This window comes from Armatimonadota bacterium (assembly GCA_029907255.1).
GTDB lineage: Bacteria > Armatimonadota > UBA5829 > DTJY01 > DTJY01 > JAIMAU01.
Map to the genome: position 1 here is coordinate 29916 of JARYMF010000016.1, position 12052 is coordinate 41967.

General features: G+C 48.8%; 11 protein-coding genes. 10 read left to right on the top strand and 1 reads right to left on the bottom strand.

What is annotated here, in order from left to right; translation table 11 throughout:
• The first annotated feature begins 41 nt into the window (after window positions 1-41).
• The 6 genes from QHH26_12345 (at window position 42) to QHH26_12370 (ending at window position 6606) form a co-directional block, all read left to right on the top strand.
• Window positions 42-791: an ABC transporter ATP-binding protein gene (locus QHH26_12345; GenBank protein ID MDH7482747.1), complete on the top strand. Its 750-nt coding sequence runs from the start codon at window positions 42-44 to the stop codon at window positions 789-791.
• A complete protein-coding gene (locus QHH26_12350) occupies window positions 779-1546 on the top strand; it encodes an ABC transporter permease subunit (GenBank protein MDH7482748.1) in 768 nt (255 codons plus the stop codon). Before QHH26_12345 ends, QHH26_12350 begins: the two co-directional genes overlap by 13 nt.
• The gene (locus QHH26_12355; protein ID MDH7482749.1) at window positions 1546-2238 is read left to right on the top strand and encodes a tetratricopeptide repeat protein; all 693 of its coding nucleotides are present in this window, start codon (window positions 1546-1548) and stop codon (window positions 2236-2238) included. The genes QHH26_12350 and QHH26_12355 overlap by 1 nt, the downstream gene beginning before the upstream one ends.
• 103 nt (window positions 2239-2341) lie before the next feature.
• Window positions 2342-4315 carry a hypothetical protein gene (locus QHH26_12360; protein ID MDH7482750.1) on the top strand — a complete coding sequence of 658 codons (1974 nt, stop codon included), beginning with the start codon at window positions 2342-2344 and terminating at the stop codon, window positions 4313-4315.
• Between the two features lie 104 nt (window positions 4316-4419).
• Window positions 4420-5859, top strand: a complete 1440-nt coding sequence (locus QHH26_12365; protein MDH7482751.1) for an L-fucose/L-arabinose isomerase family protein — start codon at window positions 4420-4422, stop codon at window positions 5857-5859.
• 180 nt (window positions 5860-6039) lie between these two features.
• Window positions 6040-6606 (top strand): flavodoxin family protein, encoded by a 567-nt coding sequence (locus QHH26_12370; GenBank protein ID MDH7482752.1) that lies wholly within the window; start codon window positions 6040-6042, stop codon window positions 6604-6606.
• A 105-nt stretch (window positions 6607-6711) separates the two neighbouring features.
• Here the strand turns inward: QHH26_12370 and QHH26_12375 are convergent, their stop codons facing one another.
• Window positions 6712-6966, bottom strand: a complete 255-nt coding sequence (locus QHH26_12375; GenBank protein ID MDH7482753.1) for a hypothetical protein — start codon at window positions 6964-6966, stop codon at window positions 6712-6714.
• Window positions 6967-7227: 261 nt separating this feature from the next.
• On the opposite strand from QHH26_12375, the gene QHH26_12380 reads away from it, so the two are divergent.
• The 4 genes from QHH26_12380 (at window position 7228) to QHH26_12395 (ending at window position 12004) form a co-directional block, all read left to right on the top strand.
• Window positions 7228-8628 (top strand): sulfatase, encoded by a 1401-nt coding sequence (locus QHH26_12380; protein MDH7482754.1) that lies wholly within the window; start codon window positions 7228-7230, stop codon window positions 8626-8628.
• Between the two features lie 567 nt (window positions 8629-9195).
• Window positions 9196-10371, top strand: a complete 1176-nt coding sequence (locus QHH26_12385; GenBank protein MDH7482755.1) for an aminotransferase class V-fold PLP-dependent enzyme — start codon at window positions 9196-9198, stop codon at window positions 10369-10371.
• A gap of 10 nt (window positions 10372-10381) precedes the next feature.
• A complete protein-coding gene (locus tag QHH26_12390) occupies window positions 10382-11494 on the top strand; it encodes a uroporphyrinogen decarboxylase family protein (protein ID MDH7482756.1) in 1113 nt (370 codons plus the stop codon).
• A 3-nt stretch (window positions 11495-11497) separates the two neighbouring features.
• Window positions 11498-12004 (top strand): phosphoheptose isomerase, encoded by a 507-nt coding sequence (locus QHH26_12395; protein ID MDH7482757.1) that lies wholly within the window; start codon window positions 11498-11500, stop codon window positions 12002-12004.
• Window positions 12005-12052: the final 48 nt, after the last annotated feature.

Below are 12052 nucleotides of genomic sequence, written 5' to 3' on the forward strand. Positions count from 1 at the left end.
TCCAGGTCATGCCGATAACTACGATTGGGAGTTGAAGAATCGTGGGGGCACCGATAATTGAGGCAAGATGTCTTAACATTAATTACTTTGCAGGGCACGGTAAGAAACGTCAAGCGGTAAAAGACTTGTCTTTTGAAGTTCATCGCGGCGAAATAGTTGGTTTTATCGGCCCAAATGGTGCAGGAAAAACTTCTACAATCAAGGCATTGCTTAATTTAATCCCCGTGACACATGGTGAATGTGTCATAGCAGGTATTCCAAGCTCCAACCCAAAATCAAGATTGAGCGTTGGGTACATGCCAGAGGTATCTTACTATCCGAAATACTTGAAACTTTACGAATTTCTTCGTATTTGTGCCGCATTGTCGGGGGTTCCTCGAGGAAAACGAGAAGAGTGTGTTAAGTTTGCGGCTGAACGAACGGGAATGACCCCTTATTTAAAAACGAAACTTTCGGGTTTTTCGAAGGGCATGCTTCAGCAGGCTGGCTTTACCCAGGCGCTTCTACATGACCCTGAGATACTTATTTTAGACGAGCCCATGTCGGGCTTGGACCCGATTGCTCGAATGAGAATGCGAATGATGCTTTCAAGTCTAAGGTCAGAAGGAAAAACAATTTTATTCTCCTCCCATGAGCTTGGGGAGATTGAGATGGTAGCCGATAGGATTTTGCTAATGAATGAAGGAAGCCTAGTATTTCAAGGACCGATTGCAGAGCTTGTCGGAAATGAGACTAATTTGGAGCAGGCGTTCGTGCGGCTGCTTGGGGAGGAATTACCGTGGGCTGCCTAGCAGTTGCATACCTTTCTATTATTGAGACTTTGCGCCGCAAGGAATTTTATGTTGTTCTTGTTTTAATCGTTGGGCTTGCTATTTGGCTTCATCTAATTAATATTAGTGAGTCGAGCGCTGGCAGGTTCGCAAAGGATGTAATAATGCAAGTCGTATGGCTCGCATCCTTTGCTCTGGCTGTTCCTCTTGCAGCTCGCCAAATCCCTCAGGATTTAGAAAGCAAAACAGTTTACGTAATACTCGCTAGGCCTTTACCTAGGTGGCAATATGTGCTTGGAAGGACAATTGGAGCGGCTGGAGCTTCTGGCATTTGCCTGACAGGATTGTTTCTTGTCCTAGCTATCATGCTCTGCGTAAAAGGTGGAGAAGCATTAGTTGATCCAATGCTGTGGCAGGCGTTTGCACTTCAGCTGGTGGCATTATTCATGTTGTGCTCGCTGGCTGTTTTCTTTTCTTCTTTCTCGACGACTGCAGGTGCGGTAACATTTTCTTTCATAATCTTATGCGTCATGCGATATGGCGCAAAATCGCTGTCGGATATGATTCTAGGAGTATCAAGTATATGGCAGCACACAGCATGGTGTTTATATCTTTTGATGCCGCATTTCGAATTTTTTAATGTAACCCAGCGATTTGTTCATGGGTGGGGACCCCTTCCGTTTTGGATATTTCTTTATATTGCAATTTACGGGATAGTCTATGCAATTGGCTTAATAGCTGTATGTTCGCTAATTTTTCGGCGAAGGTGGCTTTAATGGTGAAGTCCATTGCAGTCGTAATCTCTTTTCTTTTTTCTGCGGTTCTTCTTGCCGCTATTCTTAATCCCGTAGTTCACTCTGCAAATCCGCAGCCTGAAGATGTTCTAACACAACTACTTGGCGGGGCATCGGGGGTTGCGGCGCAAGCGGCATATAAGCAGGCTGATGTTTATTTCCATTCCGGTGTACGTAGCAATGAATCACATGAGGAGAATGGAAGTTTGCACCACAAGAAGGGTAATAAACCAGGAAATTCAAGTCTTCCATTAGTGAGGTATATTAAGTTACTTCAGGAGACCGCCATACCAAGCAGCGAAAGGCATGTCGTTGGTGCAGATGAGAAAGAGATTCTTCCCTGGTTCATTGTTGCTGTCCGCCTTAATCCTCAATACATAGAAGCATGGTGTGTTGGCACTTATTGGTTTTATCGCACAAAGGAATATGACCGTGCAAAGGCTTTCATTAACGAGGGAATTCGGCACAATCCGAAAAACTATAAGCTTTATTTAGAACGCGGAGTGCTCTTCGCGCGCCTTAAGCAATGGCAGCAAGCTCTCAAAGATCTTGAAAAAGCTGATGTCCTGCGACCCGCAGTTAGTGATGGGTTTGAGTGGCATACAGTTGATACTTATTTAAGCTATGTTCGTGCAAAAGCCGCTGGCAGACCGAACGTAAAAGATATCTGGTAGTTGTTTTCCTTGCAATTGTTCCTCTATACATTACGCCCCTTTTTAAACTGTTTTTTCTCTCAAGAGGATTAATGCTTCCAAAGTATAATCTTACCTTGTAGACATGGAAAAAACATCCCTGGAAAAGCAGTCAGAGGTTGCTCAGCCTGGTAAGCCCGAGAAGCCCGCATATACCCGCGCATTAAGATTTCGTGCAGTGATTCTTGGGCTGTTGATAATCCCTATCAATAGCTACTGGGTTATCTTAATGGAAAAGGTACTGCCTGGGCCGTTTCCAACGAGTATATCCCTTTTTGCTAACGTCATCTTCATATTGCTAATCATTTGGTTGCTAAACCGCTTTGTCCACCAATTTGCTCCTAAGGTCGCGCTAACCCAGACCGAGTTGCTCCTGGTTTACACAATGGTTGCTATAGGAAGCGCGCTTGCGGGCCACGATTCCATTCCTGTGCTCATAATGATGATGGGCCATCCTTACTTCTTTGCCAATGCAAGCAACAGGTGGATGAGCAACTTCGGTGGTTATCTGCCAAAGTTTGCTCTTGTTGACGACATGGATGCGCTGAAAGGCTACTATAATGGCGCCTCATCGCTTTATAGGTGGAGCAATCTTGAGCCTTGGATATCGCCGGTGCTGATTTGGACAGGCTTCATCTTCGTGCTACTTTTTGTTTTCATGTGCATCAATACATTGGTTAGAGCGCAATGGCAAGACAGAGAAAAACTGTCGTTCCCGATTGTTTATCTCCCAATCGAGATGAGCGATGTCGAGGGGAAGCTTTATCGAAATAAGCTGATGTGGGCGGGTTTCATACTAGCCGGAGGAATTGATTTCATCAACGGGCTTCATTACCTCTATCCCGCAATTCCTGAGATTGTCGTCAAACATACTGATTTGCGGCCATATCTTACTGCAAAACCATGGAGCGCGGTTGGCTGGACTCCATACTCGTTTTATCCATTTGCAATTGGTCTGGGTTTCCTGCTCCCCGTGGACCTTCTTTTCTCGTGTTGGTTCTTCTATATTTTCTGGAAGATGCAGCTAGTTGTGTCGAACGCCATGGCGTGGGACGTCACTCCTAACTTTCCGTTCATAACCGAACAGTGCTTCGGCGGCTATATGGCTATCGTGGCTTTCCTTCTTTACACGGGGAGACGGCAACTTAGAGAAATTATCATGAAGATTCTTGGGCGGCCTTCTGCTGTTGATTGTAGCAACGAAGCCATTGGCTATCGTGTGGCGGGGATTGGAGCGGTTGTGGGGACTTTCATGCTTGTTGGATTCTTTGTTCTGCTAGGTTTGAAGCCTTGGATGGCTTTCGTCGGGATGTTGATTTACCTTGCCTTGTCGGTTGCCGTGACACGCATTCGTGCCGAACTCGGGCCGCCAGTGCACGACCTCCATTTCTCTGGACCCGACCATATTATTACAAGGGTAGTTGGCACGGAGAACATTGATGGGCGCTCGCTGACCGCGTTGAGTTATTTCTTCTGGTTCAACCGCGCTTACCGAAGCCACCCGATGCCAGTGTTAATGGAGGGGCTGAAGGTTGCCGACCCAACCAAATCAAGTCGGCGCTTCTACTTCTGGGCAATGAGCGCGGCGTGCTTTCTTGGAACCTTTTCGGCGTTCTGGGCATTTCTCCACCACGCCTATATTAGAGGAACAGCGGCGAAGTTTAATTCCGGCGTATGGTTCAGCACCGAGATGTACACCCGCCTAAACGCCTGGATTAGTTCACCCCAGCCGCCAAACCTTCTGGCTACCTGGGCAATCGTGATAGGTTTCGCTTTCTGCACGCTATTAAACCTCATTCGCATTCGGTCGGTCGGGTTCCCATTTCATCCAATCGGCTACGCAATTTCGGGAAGTTGGTCGATGAACCTAGTCTGGCTTCCGTTATTTATTGCTTGGTTGTTAAAGTCGCTGATTCTCCGCTTCGGCGGCTTAAAAACATATCGGTGGGCAATTCCATTTTTCCTCGGGCTAATACTAGGACAGTGCGTTGTCGGTTCATTCTGGAGCATTTATGGGATTATTTTCAAAATACCGACATACAGCTTCTGGGGCGCATAACAACAGAAGGAAAAAAGATTCCATACGCCGAAGTAGCGAGTATAAACCAAATTGTTGAGTTTTCTTTCCAACTTCAAAGTGCCAAATAGGAGGATTAGTAGGCGATGAAAATCGGATTAATACCCGCTAACAGAGGTTTTTTCAGCGACATCCTTGCCGCCCAAATGCGCAAAGAAACTATCGCGGCTATGGAAAAGGCTGGCATCGAGGTTGTAGTCCCTAGCGAAGATATGACAAAGCTTGGATGCGTTGAAACCTACGAAGAAGCGTTGAAGACGGGACGCCTCTTCAGGGAGGAAAATGTCCAAGGCATTATTGTCGCCGCAGTCAATTTTGGCGACGAACAAGCAGTGGCTTTTACTATCAAAACAGCGGCGTTGAACGTGCCAATACTGATATTCGGCTGTCAGGAAGAAGAGGTGTTGAAGCCTAGCACGGATAGGAGAGATTCTTTCTGCGGGCTTATTTCGATTGGAGAAGCCCTAAGACAGCTGGGTGTGAAGTATACCGTCGCTCGTGTGCCTATTTGCTTCCCAAGAGAAGATTCTTTCCAAGATGAACTCCACCGCTTCACGGCACTTTGCCGGGTGGTGAATGGTATTAGGAATGCTAGATACGGTCAAATAGGGGCCCGCCCCGATGCATTCTGGACTTGCCGCGTTAGCGAGAAAGCTCTCCAGCGTCTAGGAGTCACTACAGTTACGCTAGACCTTTCTGAAGCGATTCGTGCCGTCTCGAACATGGACCCCGCCTCTGAGGACGTCAAGAGAATTGAAGACGACATACGCGGATACTGCGACACGTCAGAAGCACCCGAAGGCGTCGTCAATAAAATGGCTCGCTTCGAGCTTTTCCTGCGGAAGTTCGTCGAAGAGAAGGATTTGGATGGATTGGCGATTCAGTGCTGGACGAGTTTTCAGGATAATCTAAGCATGTGTGCATGCGCAACAATGGGCCGCCTTGGGGAGGAAGGAATCCCTTGTGCTTGCGAATCGGACATACTCGGGACCCTTTCGATGCATGCGCTTCTCCTTGCTTCTGGTAGCCCTGCGGGACTTGCTGATTGGAATAACCTTCACAATGAAGACCCTAACTTGGTTAATCTCTGGCATTGCGGAGTCTTCCCCGGAAGTTTTGCAAAAACCCGCCTGAAGCTTGGCATCCAGGAAATCATCTCCCACACCATTGGCAAGGATAACTCTTGGGGTGCTGTCGAGTTCGAAGTCAAAGAAGGGCCTGTGACGCTACTTCGCGCAACCCAGGACGCGGATGGCAACCACAAGGCAGTGATTGTCCCTGCCAACATCGAAGCAAGCAATGCTAAGACGTTCGGTGCGTATGGGTGGGCAAGAATTAACAACCTAACGAAGCTTTATCGAGACATCCTCGTGCGCCACTTCCCGCATCACGTCGGGTTTACAAGAGGGAAGGTCGAGGATGTCCTTTGGGAGGCTTTCGGCAACTATCTCGGCTTCGAAGTATATGCAACTGACCAAGTTGTTCCAGGAATGTGGACGCCCGAGCCGCCGTTCCCGCCAAGATAAGCACCGTTGTCGAACAGCGTGCAGTCGCTCTGCCTAAGCTGTCGCATGCTTTCTAATTAAATTGGCAAAATTAGCTTTCAGGTGCGGGATGATATCCATTTGCAAATTATGCAAATGGTCTTATAATGTCGTCTAGCGTTCGCAGATAGAATTGCAAGGGAGTTTGTTGGAAAGCACGCAATGAAAATCACCGCTTTTCTCGGAAGCCCAAGACCTGGGGGCAATACGGATATCCTCGCTTCCCGCGTCCTTGACGGCGCTGAGAAAGTCGGCGTCGAGACCGAGGTCGTCGCCCTCCGAAGGCTCAAGATTAAACCATGCGTCGCTTGCGGGAAATGCTGGCGGAAGGGGCGCCCTTGTGCGTTTGATGACGATATGACTCGCTTATATGAAACAATTGCCGCCTCCGACTTCCTTTTGCTCGCCACGCCGGTTTATTGGTATGCGCCCACCGCAATTATGAAGGCATTCATTGACCGCCTTGTTGTGTTTAACCACCCCGAAGGACGGCCTATAATCAAAGGTAAAGAGGCTATCCTCGTCGTCGCATACGAAGAGGAAGGGCCCGAAGCCGCCGACCCACTCCTTAGAATGTTTGAGATGAGCTTCGACTACCTCGGCGTCAGCCTCATCGAGCGATTGGTTGTGGATGGAGTCGGACCAAAAGGCGCCGTCCTGCAGAAGCCGGCAGTGCTTGAACGTGCCTATGATATTGGCAGGTCGCTGAAAAAACGCGTGAAAGCCTAGGCGGCGTTCGTCTAACTCAATAACGAAAGTCCCCCGAAAGGCAAAAAGCTGCAGGGTGCCGATTGCCACGTTCGCAAATTGTCCTTATTAATTCGGAGGCTTACTCTAACAAAAATCCTCGCACTGAACTACTGCCGCATGGTTCTCTTTATAGGTGCACTTCTCTCTAAATCCGCAAGTATCGCAGAGCCCTTCGTTGTTTGTCTCAAAGATTAAGTAGGGGATGTAATCTTTGGGGATCTTCTTGCCGTTGCCGTTGACCTCTCCCTCGTATTCGTCGCATTCAATAATGCTTTCGGAGTTGGTCTTGAATGTGCAAACGTTGCGCTTTACACAAGACGTGCAAATGCCTTCCTTCATTGGATCATTCCTCCATTGGAATCTTTCCGACACCGTCGTCGGAGATATGTTTGCTTGTCCAACTCTAGGACAAGATGGTTTAACCTCTACCGCTTATTATACAACATTTTTAGTATTTTTACTCAATTATTTGAATATTCCTCCTAAAAAAGCATCGGCAGATTTGCCCGATTTCGAAAGGCCACTAAGTTGCAGGAAAAACCTTTCTTTTTGGATAAGAGTTTACCAAACAAAAGTGCCAAATGCGGGAGGAGAATTATCTTGCCAGACAACAAGAAAATCGGAAGAAGGGAATTTTTAGCAGGTGCGAGCGCCGCCGTTGCGAGCATGCCATTCATCAATATCCGCAGTGCGTTCGCCGCCGATAAAAAGCCCAATTTCGTCTTCATCCTTACGGACGACCAGCGCTATGATGCGATGAGCTGTGCTGGCCACCCGTTCCTTTTTACGCCAAATATAGACCGCCTTGCAAAAGAAGGCGCACGCTTCAGAAACGCCTTCGTAACAATCGCCCTATGCTCCCCAAGCCGCGGTTGCTTCCTTACCGGCCGTTATGCCCACTCGCACGGCGTTATTAATAACGGAACTCCTTTTAGCGACGAAATCCCAACAATGCCCCAGGCACTCCAAAAAGTCGGCTACGATACGGCTTTCATCGGCAAGTGGCACATGGACGGTCAAGAAGGGCCCAGGCCCGGCTTCAATCATTGGATTAGCTTTAAAGGGCAGGGCGTCTACTACAACCCAACGCTGAATATCAATGGCGAAACTAAGAAAGTGGATGGCTACATGACCGATATCCTTACAGAGTTTGCGGTGGATTGGCTGTCGAAGACCAACGAGAATCCTTTCTGTTTGTACCTTTGTCATAAAGCCGTCCACGGTCCTTTCCAGCCCGCTGTAAGGCATTCCAAACTGTATGAAAACGTGCGCATAACTAAGCCCCCGAGCATGAATGAAACTTTCGAAGGCAAACCCGAGTGGGTGAAGCTTGGCATGGAGCCGGGCCACGATTCGAAGGGCGCGCTCAAAAGCGATGAAGGCTACGAACTTTTCATCCGTGATTACAACCGCACTATTATGGCTGTGGACGACAGCGTTGGTCGGATACTCGAAACACTTGAGGCAATTAACAAGCTAGACGACACCGTTATCGTCTTCGCAAGCGATAACGGCTACTTCCAAGGCGAGCACGGGCGCCTCGACAAGCGCGCGATGTATGAAGAATCAATACGCATTCCTTTCCTGATGCGGTATCCCAAGCTTATTAAGCCCGGCACGCTGGTTGATGAAATGGTACTCAATATAGACCTTGCGCCAACGTTTCTCGATTTGGCTGGCGTTCCAATGCTCCCCGGCAACCAAGGACTTTCTATTGTTCCTTTGCTGAAAGGGCGCAAGTCGAACTGGCGCAGTGACTGGCTTTACGAGTACTTCCAAGAGAAGGGCTTCCCTCGCACACCGACTATGGTGGGCGTTCGAACTGACTGCTGGAAATACATCGAATACCCCGAAATAAACGACAAGCCTGAGCTTTACAATTTGAAAGATGACCCACAGGAACTCCGCAACTTGGTAGATGACCCAAAGTACAAGCACATCCTAGCTGAAATGAAGTCGCGCCTCGAGCGGCTTAAAAAAGAAACAGGATATCCAAAGTAAATGCGCGGCACCGCGTTTTCCATTTGGCGCATTGCGGCGCTTTAGAGCGTGAGCTTGGATAAAGTTTGCAAAGCGGCGCTTTTTTGCAGGATATGGTCAAACTTTGTGGAGGACTTTTCTCACATTATACTACCTTTTTCTAACCGAAATAGAAGCCTGAGCAAAGGAGTTATCACTTGGTACAAAAGTGTTAGACCGAAGTACAACATTGTTAGACCGCGGGACAACATTGTTAGACCGCGGGACAAAAATGTTAGACCGAGGGACAACATTGTTAGACCGAGGGACAAAAGTGTTGTACCGAAGTACAAAAATGTTGTACGACTGTACAAAAGTTTTGTACGCTTGCCCCAAAATAATTGGCGAACGGCGAAAGCTGAAAAACCAATCTCCAACGGAGATAAAAAAGGGACCAAAAATGGCTGAAAAACATTGAATTCAATTGAAAAAGCGGCAAAAAACCTAGAAAAAATAAGTAATCACTTGACATTGTGGGATATCATATGTAACAATCTCTATAATTGAGTGTTGTAAAGGATTACAACATTTGAAAAGAGGAGCGTTGAATTGATATATCTTGACAACGCCGCAACTTCATTCCCCAAGCCGCCGCAAGTGGTCGACGCCGTTGTTAGATATCTCACGGAGGTTGGTGGCAACCCTGCGCGGTCGAGTCATCGCATGGCGACGGAAGCGGCGCGCATCATCTACCGAACTAGAGAAAGCATCGCTCGCTTAGTTGGCTTGGAAGACCCTCTGCGCATCATCCTCACGGCGAATGCGACAACCGCAATAAACATAGCGCTTCAGGGGCTCCTCAAGCCTGGCAGGCACGTAATCACAAGCAGTGTTGAGCACAACTCGGTTATGCGGCCGCTCCGACAGCTAGAATCCACGGGCGTTGAGGTAACCGTTGTAGAATGCAGTCGCGAGGGCTATATTTCAGTTGATGCGATTGCGGAGGCAATTCAGCCGAACACGGACATGGTTGCCATCTGCCACGGCTCGAATGTTCTTGGGAGCGTTCAGCCGATTGGGGAGATAGGGCGTCTTTGCCGCGAGAAGGAAATCCTTTTCTTTATTGACGCCGCGCAGACATTGGGCGTGATAGACATTGATATTGAGCGGGACTGCGTTGATCTCCTCGCTTTCGCAGGTCATAAGTCGCTGTACGGTCCTCAAGGGACTGGCGGACTTGTAGTATCGCGGACGGTCAAAGGTTCACAGTTTAAGCCTCTTGTTTGTGGCGGGACTGGAAGCCGTTCAGACAGCGAGATCCAGCCTAATTTCCTCCCCGACGTCGGTGAAAGCGGGACGTTGAACGGTCCTGGGCTAGCGGGCCTTGGTGCAGGCGTGGAGTTTGTTTTGGCTGAGGGCATCGAAAAAATCCGCAAACATGAGAAAGCATTGACAGAAAAGCTAATCAAAGGGCTAGAAGCTATCCCGTATGTTAGGGTGTATGGCCCAAAAGATAGCGAGAACCGCATTTCCATTGTATCGGCAAACATCGGCGGTTTCGACCCGTCGGTATTTGCTTATCTGCTTGAGGATAGGTATGGAATCCTCACCAGAGCGGGTCTCCACTGTTCTCCGGCGGCGCATAAGACTGCGAACACGTTCCCCGTGGGCACTGTTAGGTTTAGCCTCAGCTATTTTACTTCGGAAGAAGAGATAGACGCTGTGATTGACGCCGTGCAAGAGATTAGCGGAGGCAAGATAATTTCGGGAGATTGGAACAAATAACGGCGGGAGAATGATTCACGGAGGCGTGAGCGGCATGACATTTCGGGAGAGAACACTTGCAATCTTCGCCCACAAGCCAGTAGACAACATAGTCTACCAACCGAGGATAGAGCATTGGTATTGGGTGAATTTAAACGCGGGAACTTTGCCCGCCCGCTATCGGGGAATGTCGCTCCTTGATGTATACGACGATCTTGGCTGTTCCATCCGCAGTTATCCCTTCTTCAATGGGTGTCTCAAGGTTAAGGAAGACCCGAGCGTGAAGTATAAAGTCGAAGAATACGGCGACATTACCGTAAGCAGATGGACGACTCCCGTTGGCAGTATTGAGATGCGCTCTCGACGCACGGCGCTTGCTCATCATACGGAAAAGTTCCCGGTGGAGAAGCCGGAGGATGCGCGAGTGATGGAGTACATCCTCCGCGGGCGGACGTGGTGGTTTGATTATGAAGAGTTCGAGCGAAATGACAAGCTAATTGGCGAGCGTGCCGCACCGATGATCTTCATTCCCCGCATTAACATCCAGCGTCTCTACATTGAGATAATGGGGGTAGAGAACACGATTTTTGCGCTAAATGATGACAGGCGAATGGTTGAGCATCTGATTCAAGTAATCAACGAGACGGATGAGCAGATGCTTAAAGTGGTTGCCGAAAGCCCAATCCCTATTATCAACTTTGGCGATAACATTGACCATCACTTCCTGCCGCCGAATCTCTACAAGCGGTACGTCGAGCCGGAATATAAGCGCAGAGCGAAGTACCTGCGGTCGAAGGGCAAATTCACGCATGCCCACTGGGATGGACACATTAAGCTCTTGTTGCCATACGCCAAGGACACGGGATTAGACGGGATTGAAGCATTGACACCGATGCCGCAGGGCGATATTACAATTGACGAGATGAAGGAAGCGCTTGGGGATATGATTCTGCTCGATGGCATACCGATGACATGGTTTCTTCCACACGAGCGCGTGGAGGACCTCGAAAGCGTTACGCGGGAGATTATCGAAAAGTTCAAGCCGAACCTAATACTAGGTATCTCCGACGAGCCGTCGCCGGTCTGCGACATTGAACGAGTGCGGCTGGTATCGGAAATCGTGAAGACGTATGAGGAACGATAGCATATGAAACTTGCAGGCAGAGAGCATGCAGACATTATGTTCAAGCGAATCCTAGCGGAAGCGAAGGGATTCGGATTGGAAATAGTTGACAAAGATTTTGACAGGCCCTGGGGAGGTTTTCTTCGGTTCTCGGAAGAATCTCTCGAGCCTTTCTTCGAAGCTTATTGGCAGGGAGTAGACACAGGCTCGAGGACTGGGCGGCGTGACCCGAAGGTGTTGCTCGTTGCCCCTGGGCAGAGACTTTCGCTACAGCTCCACAACCGCCGTTCGGAGCTGTGGCGGGTTCTTGATGGGCCGGTGTTGATTATACACGGGCCTGACCAAGAACATCTCGCCTATGACGTATTGTATGCTGGCGAGACGATACATATTGAATGCGGGGAGATGCACCGTCTAGCGGGTGCGTTGGATTCTTGGGGCAGGGTGGCAGAGATTTGGGAGCATGTGGACCCAGCCAATCCATCGGACGAAGACGACATCTTACGGATTCAAGACGATTATGCGCGGTAGATAGGCGTTCGGAAGGCTTCTGATTATTTTTGAGAAGCTTTGCTGAAG